This window comes from Staphylococcus taiwanensis (assembly GCA_020544305.1).
Lineage (GTDB): Bacteria > Bacillota > Bacilli > Staphylococcales > Staphylococcaceae > Staphylococcus > Staphylococcus taiwanensis.
In genome coordinates, this window is record CP058667.1 from 1469160 (window position 1) to 1491680 (window position 22521).

A 22521-nucleotide genomic window follows, 5' to 3' on the forward strand; every position below is an offset into this window, starting at 1 on the left:
AACTTGAATTCAAATGTAAAAAAGTTAAAATAATATTTATAGGCTAAATTGAGAGGGGAAATATGTATGTGGACAGTTGCAAAGATTCGAGCTGACTACGAGGGATGGTGGTTATTTAGCGACTGGACAGATAAGATTATAGAACAACATCAGTTTGACAACTATGATGAAATGCTTGATAACTATAGAAATTTAATTAATAAAAGTAAACGTTTTTATGATAATTATGTTGTAGGAAAGTACAATATTCACGCTTTTTATAATAATTGTGATTTAAATTTTTGTGAAGATTGCGATGAAGATTTACAAATATTTTATAGTTTTATTGTATTAAATAATAAAGAAGTTTATTATAATCTACCAATAATTAATTAAAAGGTAATTTTCTATAATTGTATTGCAATTTAGTAAGAATTAACATATAATTGGGTTTAAGCAATAGTTTTATTCCATATTGCAAAGAATATCTGTAAGAGTTATTTATAGCACACTGTTATTGATACATAATTGTCACATGTATTTTTTGTAATATGCGAATAACGCATATTGAATGAATTTTAGTCTTGGAGGTTTCAGAATTATGAAACAAGGTACAGTTAAATGGTTTAACGCTGAAAAAGGTTTTGGTTTTATCGAAGTTGAAGGTGAAAACGACGTATTCGTACACTTCTCAGCAATTAACCAAGATGGTTACAAATCATTAGAAGAAGGTCAATCAGTTGAATTTGAAGTAGTTGAAGGCGACCGCGGTCCTCAAGCTGCAAACGTTGTAAAACTATAATAAATAGATTGTTAAATATTGACTTTAGTAACACCTTACCAAGATGTAGGGTGTTTTTTTTGATTCTAAAAGATAGGATTACTTTTGGCTCTACGTCAAATCGGACTGATGAGTCCTAATATTGAGATTAAGCAACCTTTCGTTGTTTAATCTCTTATTTTGTGTTTGAGGCAAATAGTTGCGAAGTTATAATAATTCGATTACGTAAATTATCATAATTTCTATAATTAAGCGGGCATTTCTATAATTTTAAGTAAAATAATCGTTGATGTTTTCTTACCATTTTTTACTATAGAGAAATTTTCATTTTTAGTTAAACAATTTTCACAATGTGTAGGTTGATAAGTGAGCTCGGCAAAGTAAAACATGCTCATTCGTCCTTTATGTTTTTTCTCAGTCACTTCGTCTGAAAATATAGATTTTATCTTTAACTTTTAATGTATTTAATATAGAATTACACATAGGCGCATTACCTTTCTTTTTTATTGTGTTTGGTAGCTAATAATTATAGAGGTAATTGCGCTATTTTTGTATTCAAAACATAAAAATTGGACTGATGAATTTTGTCCTCAGTCCAATTTATTATAGAGCTATTATTTTTAAAATTGGTAATTGTTATTTAGTATCGTTAATAATCAATTGACGTAATGATTGGCGTTTAATAACTTCACGTGCTTTACCATCTTTTAAGAAAAACACAGGTGGTTTCTGCATTTGATTATAATTTGATGCCATAGAATAGTGGTAAGCACCTGTAGATAAAATTGCTAAATAATCGCCACGTTTAACAGAAGAAGGTAATTTCGCATTGCGAATAATAATATCGCCTGATTCACATAATTTACCAGCAATCGTTACCGTATCATTAGCTTCTTCATGACGATTCACTAATAAAGCTTGATATTTGGCATCGTATAAAGCTGTTCTAATATGATCACTCATACCGCCATCAATAGATACATATTTATTCACATTAGGAATTTCTTTAATAGTGCCAACTTCATATAATGTTATACCAGCTTCACCAACGATTGAACGACCAGGTTCAATACCTATTTCTGGCACTTCATAATTTAAACGTTCAGTTTCCACTTTAATTGCGTTAGTTATTTCTGCGATGCCTTCCTCAATAGGGAAACTTACATCTCCCTCTACATATTTGATACCGAAACCTCCACCTAAGTTAAGTAATTCGATTTGAATATCATTTTCATGTAGCCATTTTAATACAATCTTAGCCGTCTCAATCATTGCTTCAGTGCCTTCAATTTGAGAACCAATATGGAAATGAACACCTTTTAAATGCAATCGTTTAGAATCACGTACTTTATTAACCGCTTCAATCGCTAAACCATAACGGATAGACAAACCAAATTTACTATCTTCTTGTCCTGTTTGAATAAACTCATGTGTATGCGCTTCAACGCCTGGGTTAACACGTATGACTACATTCACCGTATCACTTGCGTATTTATCGATTAATTCAATTTCTTCAAGTGAATCGATGACGAAATACCCAACGCCATTTTCTAAAGCATATTGAATTTCATGTTTTGTTTTATTATTACCATGGAAGTGAATTTTACTAGGATCAAATTTTGCCTCTAATGCTGTATATAATTCTCCCTCAGACACAACGTCTAATTGTAAGTCTTCTTCTTGTACTAATTTAACCATTTGTATACAAGTAAATGCTTTAGAAGCATAAGAAATATTATATTTTAAACCGCTTTTTTGAAAAGCTTTATGGTATCTGCGCATTTGATTGCGGATTTCATCTTCATCATAAACAATTGTAGGGGTACCAAAGCTTTGTGCAAGTGTCTTTAAACTCGTACCTGCCATTGTTAATTCACCATAATCATTATATTTTACTGCCATTTTATCTATACTCCTTTATGAGAGAATCATGATTCATCGCACTAAGTTGTTCTGAGTTAGCGCCTACACCTTTGAATGTATATTCATCAATGCGTATATCGTTATTATATAATATCACTTCATCTTGTGCATCGACTTCATCATCAACTTCGACAAACATATGACTCATCATCAAAGTACGTATGGGATAACGTTTACCATTAATTAACGCTTCATGTTTAGCTCTTGATTTAAGAATGCCATCACCATAACCGATGTCTACAACTGCTAATCGTGTGTGATCACGAGTCGCTTCAAATGCGAAACTATAACCACAATAATCTCCTGCATTCACTTCACGCACTTGAATGACATTACCTTTAACAGTCAGTGATTGCTTAATACTATTTTCATCTAATAGACTATAAGGACGAGAACCATATAAAGCAATGCCTACACGCGCATGGGTATGATGTGGTAGAAGTATTTGACCTTCTCGATAATAACTTGCACTATTTTGCGCATGAATGAAATCAAATTGATAACCATCTTTTAACAATGCATTCACCACATTTATCCAAGCCTCTCGTTCTACACCATACTCTGGAACATCAAATTCATCTGCGTAACCAAAGTGTGTCGATAAGCCACTAATAATCATTTTGTCTTCATTTGAGTTATTATGATGATCGTTGAGTACTTCTTTAATTTCTTCTAATGTTTTAAATCCAGAACGATGAAGTAAGTTTTCAAATTCTAAATGTACTTTGATACCACTTAAATCATTCTTATATTTATAATAATAGGCTAATGACGGTAGTGTCATTTGAATTTGATAATGTCTTACTTTTTCAAAATCATAAACAGCGTTCATCAAGAAAATAGTGGCATCAGGTGCTATTTCTCGTACTTTAATGGCTTCTTTTAAAGAGGTAGTACTGAAAGTATTAATTCCAGCTTTTAAGAAAGAAGTAACAGCAAACTCCAAACCATAATGATAAGCGTTGTTCTTCACCACAGCCATAATTGAATTATCATTTTTAACTTGAATAGCATTTTGTAAAAACGCTTCTTTATCGACGGACCATATTGCTGTCAATGTGAATTACTCCTCTCCATAATGCATTAATAATTGTTCATAATAATTTGCCACATAGATTAATACTTTTTCATCAAAATTAAGATGAGACGTATGAAGTCCAGTTACAAAACCTTTGTCTTCATTTCGTGTACCTACAAATGCAAAGTAAGCAGGCGCAAGTTGTTGGCCATAGAAACTAAAGTCTTCACCAAATAAGAATGGTAGGGGTTTATCTATTACTTCTAAATTCGCAGCATTAATTGCTTGTTCTACACTTGCACGTAGTTTAGGACTATTCATCGTAGGTGGATAGCCTTCTTCAAATTTCACTTCACAATCCACATTAAATAATAAGCTTACACTTTCAGCAATTTTATGCATTTGAGTTTTAACTACATTCAAATCATTTGGATCATACGTTCTAATTGTACCTTCTAAATATCCGTGGCTAGCTACTGTATTTATAGCTTCACCGGCCTCGAAATGGCCCATATGAACAATATTACGTTTTAAACCATTAAGATGATACTGTTGAATTTGACCAACTTGATTTAACACAAGTAACATAGCTTCACCACAAGAGTGACCTTGTTCTTTATCTGCGACATGACTTGATAATCCTTTTAAAAAGAAACGATATTCAGTGGCACTAGCTGTAATTTCTTCATCACGAATAACAACTTGTCCTTCATCTGCAAAAGGGTTTACGTGAACGCCAAACACAGCTTCAATAGGATAGTTATTAAAAGCACCAGCTTTGATTAGACGATTGGCACCGCCCCCAGTTTCTTCGGCAGGTTGGAAGATAAAAACAACATTGTGTGGCAGTGTTCCTTTATCAAACATTTCCTTGCATCGTTTAACAAATAGCATGAGTGCCGTCGTATGTCCGTCGTGACCACATGCGTGCATAACATTGTCCGTTTGGCTTCGATATTCCACTTCGTTCTCTTCGAAAATAGGCAACGCATCAATATCTGCACGAAAAGCAATTGTATGATCGCTATTTCCTTTTAAGTAAGCAATTGCACCAGTTTCAAGAGGGCGCTCGTATGATATGCCTAATTCATCAAGAAACTGTGTAATATACTTTGTAGTTTCAAATTCATGTAAACTTAATTCCGGATGTTGATGTAAATGTCTTCTATGTTTAGTTACAAACTCTAATTCACTCATCGTATCAGTCCTTTGTTAACTTTTATTATCTTCTTATTAATATTGTAACTTATTTCATCTTTCTATGTATGAGCTGACTTTAATTTAAAATATTGTTCCCATTTGAGGGTGAAAGGGTAGAATGATTCATTATTCTAGAACTAGACCACCGTAAATAACTAAAACTGAGAAGAGCTTGTATTAAGCGCCTTCTCAGTTCAGTCAGCTACAGTGAAATGGCAGTGTAGCTATATAATAGTAAGTTTCGTCACAGCCACTTATTAAATACGCATATCATTAGTCATTTAATTTTCTTAATGCTGAAATAATTTCACGTTTAGAATCTTCAACTTCCGAAGTTTGTTTAATAACTTTAGCTGGCGTACCTGCAACGACAGCACCTGCTGGCACATCTTGAGTAACAATCGCGCCCGCTGCGACAATCGCACCTTCACCAACATGCACACCTTCAAGAATGACTGCGTTGGCACCAATTAGTACATTATCATCAATAACTACAGGAGAGGCACTAGGGGGCTCAATCACACCTGCTAAAACAGCACCGGCACCCACATGTACATTCTTACCAGTTGTAGCACGACCACCTAAAGTCGCATTCATATCAATCATTGTACCTTCACCAACAACAGCACCAATGTTAATTGTTGCACCCATCATGACAACAGCACCATCTTCAATAATTGCTTGTTCACGAATAAATGCGCCTGGTTCAATTCGTGCATTTGTATTAGTTAAATCTTTAAGTGGAATGGCAGAATTACGACGATCCATTTCAATTTCAAGTTCAGTTATCGCATTTTGATTTGCTTCATAGAAGGGTTTCCAATCATCTGCTTCACAAAATATAACTTTAGATTCTTCAGAACCAAATACTTTGAAAGTGTCTGGGAATGTAACACCATCAAAATGTCCATTAACATATACTTTTAAAGGTGTTGATTTTTTCGCATCACTAATATATTGGATGATCTCTTCAGCTGATAAGTGTTGTACCATAATTTAAGTCTCTCCTTATTAATAGATAGAAATTTTCTAATTTATAAATTATCAAATGTATAATAACCATTTGATTGGTTAAGTAATTTCTCAGCAGCAGTGATTGCTCCATTAGCGAAAATATCTTTTGACTGTGCTTTATGAGAAATAGTTATTGTTTCATCTGTACCTGCAAATAGTACATCATGTTCACCGACGATTGTTCCACCTCGAACGGAATGAATTCCAACTTCGTCTTTAGTGCGTTGTTCAGTGCGGTCATGTCTGTCATATACTGGTGTAATATTCTGGCGTAATTCTTTAATGACATCATATAATTTAACAAGTGTTCCACTTGGCGCATCTACTTTTTTATTATGATGTGCTTCAGTCAACTCAATATCAAAATCTTGTAGAAGTGGAACAGCCGCTTCTAAAATTTTAGTTAAAGCATGTACACCATAACTCATATTTGCACTAAAGAAGACAGGCATTTCGCGATCTAATTCATTTAATTTTTCAATCAATTTATCTTTTTCACCAGTTGTAGCTATAACTAATGGCAACTTGAAATCTTCGTCAAGTAATGGGAACAACAAATTAGGATTAGAGAAATCAATCGCCACATCCGCTTCACTTTGTGCATCTGCAATGTGATCAAAGTGGGGATAGGGTGTTGCTTCTTTATGTTCCGGTTCAATTACACCAATGATTTCATGTCCTTTTTCTTCCGCCAGACGAGCAACACGTTGGTTCATTGCACCATAACCAATTAATAAAATCTTCATTAATGTTCACCTGCTTTAAATTGGTCATAAGCTTTAATTAAAACTTTAGCATCTGCATCTTCTAGTGGAAGCAGTGGTAATCGTAATTCATATTCCCCAAAACCTAAATGACTTGTTAACGCTTTAATAGGAATAGGATTAACATCCACTGATAATGCATCTAATAGGGTACCAATAGGTTTGAAAGCTGTTGAAATATCTTGTCCACTTTGTTTAGCATCATATAAATCCTGGAATTCTTTAGGAATCACATTTGCAATTACTGAAATAACGCCATTGCCACCTCGATTAAAGAACTCTACAACATTATCATCATTACCACTATAGAGTGCAAATTCATCTTGATTAATACGTTTTTTTACTTCTCCATAATATTCGAAATCATTAGTAGCATCTTTTATGGCAACAATGTATTGATTATGACTTAACGTTTCAACTGTCTCAGGGTTAATGGTCATGTTAGTACGAGAAGGAACATTGTAAAGCACTACTGGTAATTTCACTTCATTCGCAATTGTTTCGAAATGTTTAATTAATCCTCTTTGATTTGTTTTATTATAGTAAGGTGTAATCAACATAATTGCATCTGCACCTAATTCTTTCGCACGTAATGACGCTTCAATTGATTTCGTAGTATTATTTGTACCTGTACCAGCAATAATCGTAACTTGATGATTAACTTGTTTAACTACAGCTTCTAAAACACTTTCTTTTTCATCTTCAGTTAACGTAGGGCTTTCAGCTGTTGTTCCATTAACAATAATCGCTTGTACATTATTATCTAATAAGAAATCTACATGTCTTTTTAATGCGTTATAATCAACTTCATTATTTGTAAATGGGGTAGCAAGTGCTACACCTACACCTTCGAATAAATGTGGCATATTATCTAGCTCCTTTTAAATTGATTACTTGCTCTAATACTTGCACAGCATTTAATGCTGCTCCTTTTAATAAATTGTCAGATGTACACCATACATGGAATGTATTATCTAATGAATCATCACGTCGAATACGTCCAACAAAGACTTCATCTTTACCAGTTGAATTAATTGCTTGAGGATATTCATTATTATCTGGATTATCAACTAATACGACACGATTATCTTGATCAAATAAATCTTTAATATCTTGTACTGTTGCATCTTTATCTAACGTAACGTCGATTTCAACACTATGACTATCTTGAACAGGAACACGTGCACAAGTTGCTGTTACACGTAAATCAGGTTCATGTAAAATTTTTCGTGTTTCATCAATCATTTTTTGTTCTTCTTTAGTGTAACCATCTTCTAAAAATACATCGATATGTGGTAACACATTATTATAAATAGGGTGTGGATAGGCTTCAGGCGCTTTACCATTTGCACCCTCGGCTAAATCTCTTTTACCCTTAACCCCAGAACCTGAAACCGCTTGATAAGTCGTATAAGCTACACGTTTAAGACCATATTTATCTTGCAATACTTTTAATGGAACGACAGATTGTATTGTTGAACAGTTTGGGTTGGCAATAATGCCTCGTTTGAATTCAGGTTGATTAACCTCAGGTACAATTAAGTCAATATCCTCAGTCATGCGCCATTGACTTGAATTATCAATAACGATTGCGCCAGCCTTTTCAAAGATTGGGGCGAATTGTGCACTTGTGCCACCGCCAGCACTCATTAGAACGTAGTCAAATTTCTCACTTGCTGCATCTTCTGTTAGTTCCTGTACAACATAAGTTTGACCTTGAAATTCAATTTCTTTGCCTGCTGATCTTGCTGATGAAAATAATACTAATTCATCGAACTTGATGTTTTTACGATCAATTGTTTCTAACATTTTTGTTCCAACCAATCCTGTTGCTCCGACTACTGCTAATCTTGTCATAAAAGTCACTCCAATATCTTTTGTTTGAATTTTAAAAAAATTATTTATAAATAGCATATTGATTTTTAAATATCAAATGCATCGTATAATACTTCAACTGCTTTTTCTCCATTATTAGCATCAATCACATATGAAATACTAATTTCAGATGTTGTAGTTTGATAGAATGGAATATTTGAATTAATCAATGTAATAAAAGCCTTTGATGCAACGCCTGACATGTCTCTCATACCAGAACCAATGAGCGAAATTTTAACGTATTCTTCATTAAGTTTATAATCCAATGCCTCAAATGTAGAAGATAGATTACTTAAAATTGTTGAAATTTGATGCACATCGCTGTCTTTAATTGAGAATGATAATTGCAAGCCTTCAACATTTACAATTTGTGATATCATATCCACATTTACCGATCCTTCTTCTAATGCTGTAAACAACTGAGTTAAAAGACGATTATCAGGTAGGGGATAACTTATTGTCACGTGCATCATATGCTTATCTAATGCTACACCTGTTACAGCTTTTTTCTCTAATAAATCTGTTCTTGACATAATCCATGTTCCTTTCACATTTGATAAAGTTCTACCGAGATACAGTGGTATATCATAATTTTTAGCGAGCTCTACACTTCGAGTTTCAAGAACGCCTGCGCCTAGTGCACTCATTTCCATCATTTCTTCATAAGATACATAATCTAAACGCTTTGCCTTGCTTAATATTCGAGGGTCAGTGGCATAAACGCCATCAACATCAGTGTAAATTTCGCACGGAATTTGATTACTTGCAGCAATTGCAACTGCCGTCGTATCTGAACCTCCACGTCCTAACGTTGTAAGTTCAAATGCATCATTAATACCTTGGAAGCCAGCGACGACTAATACATCTTTTTCAGCGAATGCTTTATCAAACGTTTCAGGATTGATTTCAGCAATTTTACTTTTTAAATGATGCCCAATTGTTTTAATTCCAGCTTGATAACCAGTCATGGCTCTAGCACTAACTCCGATATCATTTAATACCATGGATAGGTACGATACCGTTTGTTGTTCACCAGTAGTTAAAAGTAGGGCAAGTTCTTCATCTTTTGGTGTTGTGGTAAGATTTGATACATTTTCCATTAATCGATCTGTTGTTTTACCCATAGCACTAACAACAACGATTAATTGTTCACCGTCATCCACACGGTTTTTAAGCATTTCTGCAATATTTTTTATTTTTGTAAAATCAGCGACGGATGAACCACCGAACTTTAAAACACTTCGTTTCAAAACTTTACCTCCTAAAATGTAGGGAGGCACACGCTATAAAAAAAGAACAAGTTCGGAATGTGCGAACTTGCTCATAATTTATATACAAGTGATGCACTCCATTATTAAATAATAATGACAAACTTTCAGCTCTTAACCATAAAGTCCAACGAATGTTATCTGCGATTATCATCCGTTTCGGCATCTCACCCTTTCTATATTAGCCGTTGCAGACGGTATATCTAATATATACTCATGATTGATGCGCCTCATCAATTTCTTATTCAATTGCTATGTTTTACATTATACATAAGGCAATTGTGTCTGTAAACCGATAATTGTGATTTTTTGAAATAGACTGAAAAATTAAAAGTTTTTTTACCATATGATTGTAAAGATATATTAAAAAGCGTAAATGAACATTGAGTTAATGTATGTGTACTTACGAATTCTACTCAATGTTAGATGTAAAAAACGCACTCCCTCATTTTATAATAGGGAAGTGCGTAAAGAAGGATTTGAATTATTTTTGTAATACACCAATTTCTTGTAAATATTCTTCATATGGTACTTCTTTCGATAATCCACCTTTAGGATTTAAATCAATGACACGATTTGCAATGGTATTGATAAATTCAAAGTCATATGAAGTGAAGATCATAGAACCTTTAAATGATGCTAAGCCATCATTAACTGCAGTGATACTCTCTAAATCTAAGTGATTTGTTGGTTCATCAAGTAATAATACATTCGCACTAGAAAGCATCATTTTACTTAACATACAACGTACTTTCTCACCACCTGATAACACGCTTGCTTTTTTCTTAACTTCTTCACCACTAAATAACATACGACCTAAGAAGCCTCGTAAGAAAGTCTCAGTTTGTTCATCTTCTGGTGCATACTGACGTAACCAATCCACTAGATTCATATCTACACCTTCGAAGAATTCTGAATTATCTTTAGGGAAGTAACTTAGAGATGTTGTAACTCCCCATTTAAATGTTCCTTCATCAGGTTCCATTTCACCAGCTAGAATTTTTAATAATGTCGTTTTCGCAATCTCACTATCTCCAATTAAAATTGCTTTATCATTAGGATTCATCGTAAATGAAATATTGTCTAATACTTTTTCGCCATCGATTGTTTTAGAAAGTCCTTCGACTGATAATAAATCATTACCAATCTCACGTTCAGGTGTGAATTTAACATATGGATAACGTCTTGATGAAGGTTGAATATCATCTAATTCGATTTTCTCTAATTGTTTCTTACGACTTGTTGCTTGTTTTGATTTAGAAGCATTAGCAGAGAAACGAGCGATAAAGTCTTGTAACTCTTTCATTTTTTCTTCTTTTTTCTTGTTTTGTTCTTGAGCCATTTTTTGAGCTAATTGACTAGATTGATACCAGAAATCATAGTTACCAACGTACAGTTTAATCTTACCGAAGTCTAAATCGGCAATATGTGTACATACATTGTTGAGGAAATGACGGTCATGGGATACTACGATTACAGTATTATCAAAGTTAATTAAAAAGTCTTCAAGCCAACTAATCGCTGGAATATCTAAACCATTGGTAGGTTCGTCTAGTAATAATACGTCTGGATCACCGAATAAACTTTGTGCTAATAACACTTTAACTTTTTGATTGTTTTCCAATTCAGACATTAATTTATCTTGTAAATCTGTTGAAATACCTAGACCTGAAAGTAGGGAAGCTGCATCTGCTTCGGCATTCCAGCCATTCATTTCTGCAAATTCACCCTCTAATTCAGCAGCACGAATACCATCTTCATCACTGAAATCTGGTTTCATATAGATTTCATCTTTTTCTTTCATTACTTCATATAAGCGTTCGTGACCTTTAATCACAACATCTAATACACGTTCGTCTTCATAGGCAAAGTGGTCTTGTTTTAGGACAGCTAAACGTTCATCTTTCCCCATTGAAACATGGCCAGTTTGAGAATCAATTTCTCCAGATAAAATTTTTAAGAATGTTGATTTACCAGCACCGTTCGCACCAATAAGACCATAACAATTACCTTCTGTAAATTTAATATTTACATCTTCAAATAGTTTGCGATCACCAAATCGTAAACTTACATCAGTTACTTGTAACATGCATTTACTCCTTTATTCATCGTTTATCTAACGCAAAAATTATATCATATTCTCATGGTACTTTCGACCTAATGAGAACCTAAACACGTGAATGCTTGTTTTAATAAGGCATGTTATAATATGAAAGAATACAAACCCTTGAAGGAGAATATTATGGCATTAGATAAAGATATCGTTGGTTCAATAGAATTCTTAGAAGTTGTCGGATTAGAAGGTTCTACTTATCTTTTAAAAGGACCGAATAATGAACAAGTAAAATTAAATCAATCTGAAATCAATGATGAAGACGAACTAGAAGTAGGAGAAGAATATAGTTTCTTCATATATCCAAATCGTTCAGGCGAATTATTTGCAACTCAAAATATGCCTGACATTACTAAAGATAAATACGATTTTGCAAAAGTTTTAAAAACAGATCGTGATGGTGCACGAGTAGATGTTGGATTGCCTAGAGAAGTACTAATACCGTGGGAAGATTTACCAAAAGTTAAGTCGCTATGGCCACAAGTTGGAGATTATGTTCTTGTAACATTACGAATCGATAGAGAGAACCAAATGTTTGCGCGTTTAGCGAGTGAAACAATCGTAGTGAATATGTTCACGCCAGTATTAGATGATTCGAAGCAAAATGAACTTATCAAAGCTAGACCATACCGTTTATTACGTATAGGTAGTTTCTTATTATCAGAAGACGGCTACAAAATATTTGTTCATGAATCTGAACGAAAAGAAGAACCACGTTTAGGTGAAGAAGTTGACGTACGTATTATCGGTCATAATGATAAAGGTGAATTAAATGGTTCATTTTTACCTTTAGCACACGAACGTTTAGATGATGATGGGCAAATTATCTTTGATTTATTAGTAGAATACGATGGTGAATTACCATTTTGGGATAAATCAAGTCCAGAAGCAATCAAGGAAGTATTTAACATGAGTAAAGGTTCATTTAAACGTGCAATTGGTCACCTTTATAAACAAAAAATTATTAACATCGAAACTGGTAAAATAACCCTTACTAAAAAAGGTTGGAGCCGTGTTGAAGAATAAAATAAACGACTTACTTCTATTTAAATAGGCGTTTTCTCTTCACATAAGTATAAATAAAATAGAATGTTTCATCACACCTAGCCATTAAGGTACTTCCCTTAGTGACTAGGTGTTTTTTCAATATATAGAGTTTTTTTATGAAAAGTATTTATTTTTTGTCATCTTAACAAAATATTTACATTTAAACCATTTTATATTAACAAAAGGTATGTAATATAAGCATTGTAAGAAATACATATAACATTTTGGGTTATTTATTAGGAGGATATTTTAATGAAAAAATGGCAATTAGTTGGTACAACTGTTTTAGGCGCTTCGGTATTATTAGGCGCATGTGGTGGTGGAAATAGCGGCGGTTCTGGATCTGGCGATGGTAAAGATCTTAAAGGTGAAGCAAAAGGTGAAGGTTCATCTACAGTAGCACCAATCGTTGAAAAATTAAACGAAAAATGGTCTAAAGATCATCCAAATGCAACTATTTCTTCTGGTCAAGCAGGTACTGGTGCTGGTTTTGAAAAATTCATCGCTGGCGAAACTGATTTCTCTCAAGCTTCTAGACCTATTAAAGATGAAGAAAAACAAAAATTGGAAGATAAAGGCATTAAATATAAAGAATTCAAAATTGCACAAGATGGTGTAACCGTTGCAGTTAACAAAGATAATGACTTCGTTAAAGAATTATCTAAAGATCAATTGAAAAAAATCTACAGTGGCGAAGCTAAAACTTGGAAAGATGTAAATTCAAGCTGGCCTAACAAAGAGATTAAAGCATTCTCTCCAAACTCAAGTCACGGTACTTATGACTTCTTCGAAGAGGAAGTAATGAACAAAGGTGATATCAAAGCTGAGAAAAACGGAGACACTAACGTCATCGTTCAATCAGTTGAGAAAAACAAACAAGGTATCGGTTACTTCGGTTATAACTTCTATGAACAAAACAAAGATAAATTAAAAGAAGTTAAAATCAAAGACGACAAAGGTAAAACTACTGAACCAACTAAGAAAACAATCAAAGACGGTTCTTACGCTTTAAGTAGACCATTATTCTTATATGTTAAAGAAAAATCATTAAAAGATAACGATGTAATGAGACAATTCTTAAAATTCACTTTAGATGATAAAGGTAAATCTGCTGAAGATGCTGGCTATGTAGCTGCACCAAGCAAAGTTTACAAAGATGAACTTAAAGAATTAGATAAATATGATAAAAAATCAGATAAAAAATAATCATAATTAATATCAAAGGGTTGGGAATTATTTAAGGGGTATGACAGGGTGGTATTTTTACCACCTTGTTCTCAAATATATGAGTGATTGTTAAACGTTTTAAATTAATTTGAACTCATAAATCACCTTATCAATTTCCAACTTTTTTAAATTTATTGGGAGAAAAAGAGAGGGTTATATATGGCATCAGAAACTAATGTTAGAGAAATGATAGCTAAGAATAACGCCAAAAAGGGTGGGTTCAGTGATAAGATAGTTCCCATTATTTTAGGAATTATAGCTGCTATCTCTATACTAACTACAATCGGTATTTTATTTACTCTAATCACTGAGACAATAACATTCTTCACACGCGTATCTATCGTTGAATTCTTATTCACTAAAGACTGGAATCCAACTGGTTCTGATCCTAAATATGGTATTTGGGCATTAGTTATCGGTACTTTGAAAATTACAATTATCGCAACAATCGTTGCTGTTCCAATTGGATTAGGCGCTGCTATTTATTTAAGTGAATACGCAAGCGACAAAGCACGACGCATTATTAAACCAATTCTAGAAATTTTAGCTGGTATTCCAACTATCGTATTTGGTTTCTTCGCATTAACATTCGTAACACCTGTATTAAGAACAATTATCCCAGCATTAGATAGTTTCAACTCTATCAGCCCAGGTATTGTAGTAGGTATTATGATTGTTCCTGTTATCACAAGTATGAGTGAAGATGCAATGGCATCTGTACCTAACAAAATTCGTGAAGGTGCTTATGGTTTAGGTTCAACTAAATTTGAAGTTGCTACTAAAGTTGTTTTACCGGCAGCAGCATCTGGTGTCGTTGCATCTATCGTATTAGGCATTTCAAGAGCAATCGGTGAAACAATGATCGTATCATTAGCCGCTGGTAGTTCGCCTACAGCTTCATTAAGTTTAACAAGTTCAATTCAAACAATGACGGGTTATATTGTTGAAATTGCTACTGGTGATGCAACTTTCGGTTCAGATGTTTACTACAGTATTTACGCTGTTGGTTTCACATTATTTATCTTCACGTTGATTATGAACTTAATTTCTTATTGGATTTCGAAACGCTTCAGAGAGGAGTATTAATATGACAGCTACTACAAATCCTAAAGCAAAATCACTCATTGACCAAAATAAAGTCGAAAAAAATATCTCAAGTCGTGGAACGACTAATAAAATAAACAAATGGTTATTCTTTGCATGTATCGTAATAGCACTATTAGTACTTGTTGCACTTTTAGTTCAAACATTTGTTAAAGGTGTAGGTTACTTAACACCAAGTTTCTTCACAAATTTCTCATCTTCAACACCGTCACAAGCAGGTATTAAAGGTGCATTGGCAGGTACAATCTGGTTAATGGTTAGTATTATTCCAATTTCTATTGTACTAGGTGTTGGTACAGCCATTTATTTAGAAGAATATGCTAAAGCAAACTTTTTCACTAGTTTTATAAAAATTAGTATTTCTAACTTAGCAGGTGTTCCATCTATCGTATTTGGTTTATTAGGTTTAACTTTATTCGTACGTGGCGGTGGTATCCAAGCATTATCTTTAGGTAATAGTGTTATCGCGGCAGCATTAACAATGTCATTACTAATCTTACCTATTATAATCGTATCAAGCCAAGAGGCGATTCGTGCAGTACCGAATTCAGTCCGCGAAGCGTCATACGGCTTAGGTGCAAATAAATGGCAAACAATTAGACGTGTAGTATTACCAGCAGCATTACCTGGTATTTTAACTGGTTTCATCCTATCTCTATCTCGTGCATTAGGTGAAACAGCACCGTTAATTTTAATCGGTATTCCTACAATCTTATTAGCAACGCCAACAAGCATCATGTCAATGTTCACAGCATTGCCGACACAAATTTACACTTGGGCTAAAATGCCTCAAGCTGAATTCCAAAACGTTGCTTCAGGTGCAATCATTGTTTTACTTGTCATCTTATTATTAATGAACGCAGTAGCTATTTTCTTACGAAATAAATTCTCTAGAAAATATTAATCGACTAACTTTACTCATAAATCAGGGAATGAAGGATGAAATGAACATTTAACTTGTACAGAGGCTGGTTAATAAAGGATTTCACCTTACAGATATAAAGGAGTTTTAATTATGGCAAATACAAATCTTAAAGATAAAAAGCAAGAAGTCGCAAAACACACTGATCAAACTAAAGAACCTATTTCTACAGTAGTTTCATCAAACGAAGTACAACATAATAAAGAAACTGATAGCAATAAAAAAGTAGTATATTCTACACAAAATTTAGATTTATGGTATGGCGATACACACGCATTACAAAATATCAATTTAGATATTTTAGAAAATAATGTAACTGCTATTATCGGGCCATCAGGTTGTGGTAAATCAACTTATATTAAAACATTAAACCGTATGGTTGAATTAGTACCTTCAGTAAAAACTGCTGGTAAAATTCTTTACCGTGATCAAAATATCTTTGATGAAAATTCTAAAGAAAAATTAAGAACGAATGTTGGTATGGTATTCCAACAACCAAACCCATTCCCAAAATCAATTTATGATAACATCACTTATGGCCCTAAAACACACGGTATCAAAGATAAGAAACTATTAGATGAAATCGTTGAAAAATCTTTACGTGGCGCTGCAATTTGGGATGAGTTGAAAGATAGATTACACACTAATGCTTATGGTTTATCTGGTGGACAACAACAACGTGTTTGTATTGCGAGATGTTTAGCGATTGAACCAGATGTTATCTTAATGGACGAACCAACATCAGCATTAGACCCTATCTCTACATTAAGAGTTGAGGAACTAGTACAAGAATTAAAAGAAAACTATTCTATTATTATGGTTACACATAACATGCAACAAGCTGCACGTGTATCTGATAAAACTGCATTCTTCCTTAATGGTTATGTGAACGAATACGACGACACTGATAAAATCTTCTCTAATCCTTCTGATAAACAAACTGAAGACTATATTTCAGGACGTTTTGGTTGATATTCGTCTATGACAATCATTAGACAAAAATACGAAGGTCAACTTGGCGATTTAATTAAAGATATTCGTCGCCTTGGTCTTCGTGTTTATTTTAACCTTGAGAATGCATTGGTGTCGTTAAGTGAAGATGATAAAAATTTTGCTAGAGAAGTTATTGAAAAAGATAAAACGATTAACAATTTAGATTATGAAATTAATGAAGAAGTAATCATGTTAATTACAAAGCAACAGCCGATTGCCACTGATTTAAGAATGATGATGGCTGCCTTAAAGATTTCTACAGACTTCGAACGTATGGGGGATAATGCTACAAATATAGCTCATATACGTCTAAGAGTTAAAATCACTGACCATTATGTATTAACACGTTTAAAAACGATGGGTAAGTTAGCAATGTTAATGCTACAAGATTTAAACACTGCCGTAAAACATGAAGATGTTACGCTACTTAAAGAAATTATCGAACGAGATAAAGATATCGATGATTTATATATTAATATTGTTAATACGACTTATCTTATTGATAACGATCCATTTGTTGCAGGTCAAGCTCATTTGGCTGCACGAAATCTTGAAAGAGTAGGAGACCATGTTAGAAACATTGCTGAAAGTGTTTATTACTACTTCACTGGAGAACATTTCGAAAAATAATATATATCAATTCATTAATCCTAAATTAACCCAAAATTAGAGGATACATTGAGTCCGAGACATAATCCCAGAGAAATAGCCAGTAAATGATTTTTATAAATTCATTTACTGGCTTCTTTAAATACTAATTATTTTTTTCTATTTCATTTGTCAGTGCTTCGACCTCATTTACTAAGTCAGAAATATATTTAATCGTTGCTTTAAGTGGTGCTTCAGTTGTTATATCTACTCCTGCAATCTTAGCAAGCTCAATTGGTGACTTGCTTCCTCCAGCTTTAAGTGTATTTAACCAAGCATCGACAGCTGGTTGGCCTTCTTGCTTAATTTTCTCTGAAACGACTGTACCAATCGTTAATCCTGCAGAATAAATATATGAATATAAACCCATATAGTAATGTGGTTGACGCATCCACGTTAATTCAGTACCATCTGTCAGTTCAACCGCATCACCAAAGAATTGTTCATAAACATCTAACATGATGTTGTTTAAAACAGGTGCAGTTAGGGATTCTCCGTTATCTACTTTACGATAAACTTCACGTTGATAAGCCGCTTCTAACAAATGCGTCACCATATTATGATAATACGTACGTGATAATATTGAACCAATGACCCAACGCTTAAATTTCGGATCATCACTATTACTAAAGAGATAATTCGCCATTAACATTTCATTCATAGTTGATGGTGCTTCAACAAAATACATTGATGCTTCTGAATCTAATAAATTTTGATGTTGTTGTGCAAGTGTAAAATGACCTGCATGACCTAATTCATGAGCTAGGATAAACGTTTCAGTCATTTTACCAGTCCATGAAATGAATACATAAGAATGAGTGTAATAGGGACTTGCACAATACGCACCTGTATCTTTTCCTTTATTCTGAGCAAAATCAATCCATCGGTCATCGTATGCATTATCGACCATTTTAATATAGTCTTCCCCAAGTACTTTTAATGCACCATGAATGTATTCTTTAGAGTCTTCAATTGATATTTCAGGTTCATACGTAGGATCAACTGAGATTTTTAAGTCTTCAAAACGCATTTTATCTAATCCATGAATACGTTGTAATAATTTAGCATATTTTTGCATAACTGGAGCCAAATCGCTCATAATAACATCGATTTGTCTGTCATACATGTCTCGAGTTACTTCTTGATCATGCAATAAATAGTCAATAACAGAATCATATCCTCTTAAATCAGCTTCAATTTTTTCTTGTTGAACATGTTGATTGTATGTTGCAGCAGTAGTATGTTGATATTTTCTTATTGCATCGCTAAAGCTTTTAAAGCTTTTACGTCTAAAGTCAGGGTCTGGATTATCTTCGTATTCATTCTCAAATGTTGCATAATCCATTGGATACGTACTGTTATCATGCTCAAATGTCTCGAATGCGATATCCAACATTTTAGTCGTACCATATAATTCGTATGCACTTTGAAAAGTAGGGGACAGACTCGCCAATACTTCCTCAACTTCTGGAGACAATTGATATGGTTTACTTTCAATCAATTTTTCTAAATAATGAGGTACCTCGGATTCAGCGATTGCCTTTTTAATTTCACTATCAGGTAATAATAGAATTTCAGACGCTACAAATGATAATTGACTTGTGATTTTCCCATAACTCGTTGATAATTTAGCACTTAACGTTTGCGCTTCTGCATTTGCGGTATCTACACTTAATCTCAATTCAGCATAATTTCCTAAACGATCTAATTGAATTAAGATTTCTTCAAATTTAGACAGAACTTTTTTAACAGTGGATGCATCCTTAATTTTACCTTTATATTCTTGATTAAAGGCTTTGGATTCATCCAACACAGTTTCTAACGTTTCATAAAATTGTTTATCACTTTCAAATAAATCAATTAAGTTCCATGTTTCTTGTTCAGGAACATCTTTTCTAAATGGTAGTCCTGTAGTCATGTTTATCACTCCCTAAACTAACTTTCACAACCATTATACATAATATTAATTTTAATCACATTATTAAGCCTCTAGCCTGAGTGCTTCTTCAAGATAAAGGGGGTATAATTTAGATACACAATATTGTATAGTGAATATTGAATTATTTTATTATGTTAGGAGATTGACATGACTATTTTTGATATGCCTACTTATATGTGGGTTACCATAGTAGCAATGATTATTTTAACAGTGTTTTGTTCACTTGTTTTGAAAAAGTGGTTCTCAGCTGCTGTAATAACGTTTGTCGTGTTAGCCGTTTTATCATTCTTTATACCTAATTTTTACGACATTTCGTTTCAACCATTACTAGGTTATGCTGCTTTCTTAGCAATCATGAGTTTACTGATTAGCTTTTTATTATGGTATTTCACTAGAAATTGGCGTCGTGAACGTAAACAAAAACAATTAGAAAAAGAAATTCATAAATACGAGAGCGATCATAATCAAACGTATCGTCGTCGTGATAGAAAATAAACAGCAGTGGGGAATCTATCCACTGCTGTTTATTTATATATGTGATTAGAGATTAGTTTTTAAATGCTTTTTCAATTTTATCTAATTGCTCAATAGTCGTTTCTATTCCACCTTCACTGAAATACCAGGCGTTAGATTCAAATTGATAAACTTGATGTTGTTTAATGGCTTTCATTTTATTTATCACATCATTATTAAGTGCTGATGGTAATGATTTATCATTGCCTTTTTGCGTACGATCTATAACAAATAATTTGTCTGGATTTACTTTGTTTAAATATTCATATGTAACGGTATTCCCAGCAGAATTGGCTTTCATGCTTTTATCAGCATGCTTAATTCCTAAATCTTTATTTAAGAATCCTCCGAAACGACCAGTAGGGCCGAACACTTTAACACCTTTATCATCCACATTTAAGAATAATACAGTATCATTATTTATCACTTTTTTGGTTTCTTCTACTTTTTTAGTTAATTTACTATTAAGTTCTTTAGCTTTATTTTGCTTTTTAAAAATTTTTCCAAACATAGTTGTGTTGTTTTTTATAGAATCAATATAATGGTCATTATCTGGACTCACAAATAAAATTTTGGCGTTTGGAGCGGCCTTTTTCATTTCATCTAACGTTTTAGTATGTGCTTGTCTAAACGACGCGAAAATAATTTCTGGTTTAGCTTTTGCTAAATTATCATAGTTAGGTTGACCAGGATTTCCTAAATTCAAGTACTTGTCATCTTTAAATTCTGATAGGGAAGATGGTAAAAATGATGCACCTTTACCTTTAGCAATAGCCACAATTTTATCTTTTAATCCCATTTGTTTCATAGTATCTAACGCACCATAATCCAACACTGCAACACGCTCTGGATTAACAGGTACCTTTACTTTTTCAGTTTTCATTTCTCCTTTATTGTGCGTGTTATTTTTATCTTTAAATTCATATGTATTTTTTACAGTAATCGTATCTTTTGAATTAGATGATTTTGAATTTGAATCCTTTCCGCACGCAGATAGTAATAGTACTAATGAAAAGAGTATAGCTATATATTTAAATGAATTTTTCATAATTAAACCTCCTGATTACCATTATACTTGCAAATGATAATCATTTTCAATGATAAGTTTTGTTTAATTATGCCTTTATCAATAACTATTGTCGCATAGTAGAAGCAATGGAAGTTAAATGTCTTTATGTATCAGACTATCTAGAGTATAGCAAATTGACTTTGTATTGGCAGCGATGCGATGTATTGTATTATTATTTTCAAAAATAGAAGAATCAATTGACTTATTAGTAACAAAATAGCCAACTTCAGCATGTTGTAGCATTTCAATGTCATTATGATCATTACCAAAAGCAATATATGTGGGTTGAGCACCAAGAATATGCAGAATAGCAGTATATTTATTGATATGTTGCGCGGTAATATCGATATTAAATTCATCAGAATGATTGATAAGTGATAAATTAGGCGCATGTGTGCTTAAATACGTTGCAATTGCTTTAAAATTGTCCTCAGGTATATTCAATAATATTGTCTTAATTGGTGTCGTTATTTCAGATATCGGTAGTTGCTGAGCTAAATGGTGAGGATCTAGACGCCGAAAAATAACATTCGTAGCATCAACATCGGCAGCATAATTCCATTCATCATCGACAATATAATGAAGATGATATTTATCTATAACATGCTTAATCACTTCAAAATCTATTGGCTGAATCGTTGCAAGTGTATGTATTTCATGATTGTTAGAAACGATAGAACCATTACCGCCGATAAGGGTAAATCTGTGAAATTGTGAAGGTAAAACAGGCAATAAATCACGTATTGGTCTTGCTGAAGCAAAAATAATTCTATGTCCTATATTATGTAAACTAAGTAAACGATCGACAATATCTTGATCAATTTGTTGTCCATCGAAACAAATCGTACCGTCAATATCTAATATGATATTCATATATAACTCCTTTATATATAAGTATGTATATAGTTTAGCATGTAAAACAATATTGTGGTTAAATGATATCAATGTAAGTATATATTAACTAAAAAAAAAATCATAAACGCTATTTAATCAGAAGTGAATTAATCCATAGAAGAATAGGTCCCCTGGAGTTCAATACACAACTTCCTATAATATATATTATGTAAACTAAATAGTCGTTTTATATATTACAATTAAAACTCTAGTAATTTAACACGCTGTCA

At 33.1% G+C, this 22521-nt stretch carries 21 protein-coding genes and 1 pseudogene; 9 read left to right on the forward strand and 13 right to left on the reverse strand.

Annotation, left to right across the window (positions count from 1 at the left end):
- Positions 1-66 precede the first annotated feature (66 nt).
- Positions 67-375 carry a DUF1033 family protein gene (locus tag HYI43_07000; protein UDI78300.1) on the forward strand — a complete coding sequence of 103 codons (309 nt, stop codon included), beginning with the start codon at positions 67-69 and terminating at the stop codon, positions 373-375.
- Positions 376-580: 205 nt separating this feature from the next.
- Complete coding sequence (locus HYI43_07005; protein ID UDI78301.1) at positions 581-781, forward strand: cold-shock protein; 201 nt, start codon at positions 581-583, stop codon at positions 779-781.
- A gap of 233 nt (positions 782-1014) precedes the next feature.
- On the opposite strand, the pseudogene HYI43_07010 reads toward HYI43_07005, so the two are convergent.
- From HYI43_07010 to HYI43_07055, 10 genes and pseudogenes are all read right to left on the reverse strand, one after another.
- Positions 1015-1243: pseudogene (locus HYI43_07010) on the reverse strand (ISL3 family transposase).
- Positions 1244-1396: 153 nt separating this feature from the next.
- Complete coding sequence (gene lysA / locus HYI43_07015; protein UDI78302.1) at positions 1397-2662, reverse strand: diaminopimelate decarboxylase; 1266 nt, start codon at positions 2660-2662, stop codon at positions 1397-1399.
- 1 nt (position 2663) lies between these two features.
- Positions 2664-3740: an alanine racemase gene (locus HYI43_07020; protein ID UDI78303.1), complete on the reverse strand. Its 1077-nt coding sequence runs from the start codon at positions 3738-3740 to the stop codon at positions 2664-2666.
- A gap of 6 nt (positions 3741-3746) precedes the next feature.
- Positions 3747-4898 carry an amidohydrolase gene (locus tag HYI43_07025; protein ID UDI78304.1) on the reverse strand — a complete coding sequence of 384 codons (1152 nt, stop codon included), beginning with the start codon at positions 4896-4898 and terminating at the stop codon, positions 3747-3749.
- A gap of 276 nt (positions 4899-5174) precedes the next feature.
- On the reverse strand, positions 5175-5894 hold the full coding sequence (gene dapD / locus HYI43_07030) for a 2,3,4,5-tetrahydropyridine-2,6-dicarboxylate N-acetyltransferase (GenBank protein ID UDI78305.1): 720 nt from the start codon (positions 5892-5894) through the stop codon (positions 5175-5177).
- Between the two features lie 41 nt (positions 5895-5935).
- Positions 5936-6661, reverse strand: coding sequence for a 4-hydroxy-tetrahydrodipicolinate reductase (locus tag HYI43_07035; protein ID UDI78306.1), 726 nt, complete (start codon positions 6659-6661; stop codon positions 5936-5938).
- On the reverse strand, positions 6661-7545 hold the full coding sequence (locus HYI43_07040; protein ID UDI78307.1) for a 4-hydroxy-tetrahydrodipicolinate synthase: 885 nt from the start codon (positions 7543-7545) through the stop codon (positions 6661-6663). Before HYI43_07040 ends, HYI43_07035 begins: the two co-directional genes overlap by 1 nt.
- A gap of 1 nt (position 7546) precedes the next feature.
- The gene (locus tag HYI43_07045) at positions 7547-8536 is read right to left on the reverse strand and encodes an aspartate-semialdehyde dehydrogenase (GenBank protein UDI78308.1); all 990 of its coding nucleotides are present in this window, start codon (positions 8534-8536) and stop codon (positions 7547-7549) included.
- A 65-nt stretch (positions 8537-8601) separates the two neighbouring features.
- The gene (locus HYI43_07050) at positions 8602-9804 is read right to left on the reverse strand and encodes an aspartate kinase (protein UDI78309.1); all 1203 of its coding nucleotides are present in this window, start codon (positions 9802-9804) and stop codon (positions 8602-8604) included.
- Positions 9805-10306: 502 nt separating this feature from the next.
- A complete protein-coding gene (locus HYI43_07055; GenBank protein ID UDI78310.1) occupies positions 10307-11911 on the reverse strand; it encodes an ATP-binding cassette domain-containing protein in 1605 nt (534 codons plus the stop codon).
- Between the two features lie 153 nt (positions 11912-12064).
- Between HYI43_07055 and cvfB the strand changes: the two genes are divergently transcribed.
- From cvfB to phoU, 6 genes are all read left to right on the forward strand, one after another.
- Positions 12065-12961, forward strand: a complete 897-nt coding sequence (gene cvfB, locus HYI43_07060; protein ID UDI78311.1) for an RNA-binding virulence regulatory protein CvfB — start codon at positions 12065-12067, stop codon at positions 12959-12961.
- 273 nt (positions 12962-13234) lie between these two features.
- The gene (locus HYI43_07065) at positions 13235-14188 is read left to right on the forward strand and encodes a PstS family phosphate ABC transporter substrate-binding protein (GenBank protein ID UDI78312.1); all 954 of its coding nucleotides are present in this window, start codon (positions 13235-13237) and stop codon (positions 14186-14188) included.
- 180 nt (positions 14189-14368) lie between these two features.
- On the forward strand, positions 14369-15295 hold the full coding sequence (gene pstC / locus HYI43_07070; GenBank protein UDI78313.1) for a phosphate ABC transporter permease subunit PstC: 927 nt from the start codon (positions 14369-14371) through the stop codon (positions 15293-15295).
- Position 15296: 1 nt separating this feature from the next.
- A complete protein-coding gene (pstA, locus tag HYI43_07075) occupies positions 15297-16217 on the forward strand; it encodes a phosphate ABC transporter permease PstA (GenBank protein ID UDI78314.1) in 921 nt (306 codons plus the stop codon).
- A 111-nt stretch (positions 16218-16328) separates the two neighbouring features.
- Complete coding sequence (locus HYI43_07080) at positions 16329-17207, forward strand: phosphate ABC transporter ATP-binding protein (protein ID UDI78315.1); 879 nt, start codon at positions 16329-16331, stop codon at positions 17205-17207.
- A 9-nt stretch (positions 17208-17216) separates the two neighbouring features.
- Entirely contained in the window at positions 17217-17858 is a 642-nt protein-coding gene (gene phoU / locus HYI43_07085) for a phosphate signaling complex protein PhoU (GenBank protein ID UDI78316.1), read from the forward strand.
- A gap of 124 nt (positions 17859-17982) precedes the next feature.
- Here the strand turns inward: phoU and pepF are convergent, their stop codons facing one another.
- Complete coding sequence (pepF, locus tag HYI43_07090; protein ID UDI78317.1) at positions 17983-19794, reverse strand: oligoendopeptidase F; 1812 nt, start codon at positions 19792-19794, stop codon at positions 17983-17985.
- A gap of 168 nt (positions 19795-19962) precedes the next feature.
- Between pepF and HYI43_07095 the strand changes: the two genes are divergently transcribed.
- Positions 19963-20310 (forward strand): hypothetical protein, encoded by a 348-nt coding sequence (locus HYI43_07095; GenBank protein UDI78318.1) that lies wholly within the window; start codon positions 19963-19965, stop codon positions 20308-20310.
- 52 nt (positions 20311-20362) lie between these two features.
- Here HYI43_07095 and HYI43_07100 read toward each other — a convergent pair whose 3' ends face one another.
- On the reverse strand, positions 20363-21376 hold the full coding sequence (locus HYI43_07100) for an ABC transporter substrate-binding protein (protein ID UDI78319.1): 1014 nt from the start codon (positions 21374-21376) through the stop codon (positions 20363-20365).
- A gap of 114 nt (positions 21377-21490) precedes the next feature.
- Positions 21491-22270 (reverse strand): HAD-IIB family hydrolase, encoded by a 780-nt coding sequence (locus HYI43_07105; GenBank protein UDI78320.1) that lies wholly within the window; start codon positions 22268-22270, stop codon positions 21491-21493.
- Positions 22271-22521 lie beyond the last annotated feature (251 nt).

Bases quoted from the DNA above. Each gene is read 5' to 3' on its own strand.
- HYI43_07000 (UDI78300.1), top strand. From the start codon at position 67: ATGTGGACAGTTGCAAAGATTCGAGCTGACTACGAGGGATGGTGGTTA.
- HYI43_07005 (UDI78301.1), top strand. From the start codon at position 581: ATGAAACAAGGTACAGTTAAATGGTTTAACGCTGAAAAAGGTTTTGGT.
- lysA (UDI78302.1), bottom strand. From the start codon at position 2,662: ATGGCAGTAAAATATAATGATTATGGTGAATTAACAATGGCAGGTACG.
- HYI43_07025 (UDI78304.1), bottom strand. From the start codon at position 4,898: ATGAGTGAATTAGAGTTTGTAACTAAACATAGAAGACATTTACATCAA.
- dapD (UDI78305.1), bottom strand. From the start codon at position 5,894: ATGGTACAACACTTATCAGCTGAAGAGATCATCCAATATATTAGTGAT.
- HYI43_07035 (UDI78306.1), bottom strand. From the start codon at position 6,661: ATGAAGATTTTATTAATTGGTTATGGTGCAATGAACCAACGTGTTGCT.
- HYI43_07040 (UDI78307.1), bottom strand. From the start codon at position 7,545: ATGCCACATTTATTCGAAGGTGTAGGTGTAGCACTTGCTACCCCATTT.
- HYI43_07045 (UDI78308.1), bottom strand. From the start codon at position 8,536: ATGACAAGATTAGCAGTAGTCGGAGCAACAGGATTGGTTGGAACAAAA.
- HYI43_07055 (UDI78310.1), bottom strand. From the start codon at position 11,911: ATGTTACAAGTAACTGATGTAAGTTTACGATTTGGTGATCGCAAACTA.
- cvfB (UDI78311.1), top strand. From the start codon at position 12,065: ATGGCATTAGATAAAGATATCGTTGGTTCAATAGAATTCTTAGAAGTT.
- HYI43_07065 (UDI78312.1), top strand. From the start codon at position 13,235: ATGAAAAAATGGCAATTAGTTGGTACAACTGTTTTAGGCGCTTCGGTA.
- pstC (UDI78313.1), top strand. From the start codon at position 14,369: ATGGCATCAGAAACTAATGTTAGAGAAATGATAGCTAAGAATAACGCC.
- pstA (UDI78314.1), top strand. From the start codon at position 15,297: ATGACAGCTACTACAAATCCTAAAGCAAAATCACTCATTGACCAAAAT.
- HYI43_07080 (UDI78315.1), top strand. From the start codon at position 16,329: ATGGCAAATACAAATCTTAAAGATAAAAAGCAAGAAGTCGCAAAACAC.
- phoU (UDI78316.1), top strand. From the start codon at position 17,217: ATGACAATCATTAGACAAAAATACGAAGGTCAACTTGGCGATTTAATT.
- pepF (UDI78317.1), bottom strand. From the start codon at position 19,794: ATGACTACAGGACTACCATTTAGAAAAGATGTTCCTGAACAAGAAACA.
- HYI43_07095 (UDI78318.1), top strand. From the start codon at position 19,963: ATGACTATTTTTGATATGCCTACTTATATGTGGGTTACCATAGTAGCA.
- HYI43_07100 (UDI78319.1), bottom strand. From the start codon at position 21,376: ATGAAAAATTCATTTAAATATATAGCTATACTCTTTTCATTAGTACTA.
- HYI43_07105 (UDI78320.1), bottom strand. From the start codon at position 22,270: ATGAATATCATATTAGATATTGACGGTACGATTTGTTTCGATGGACAA.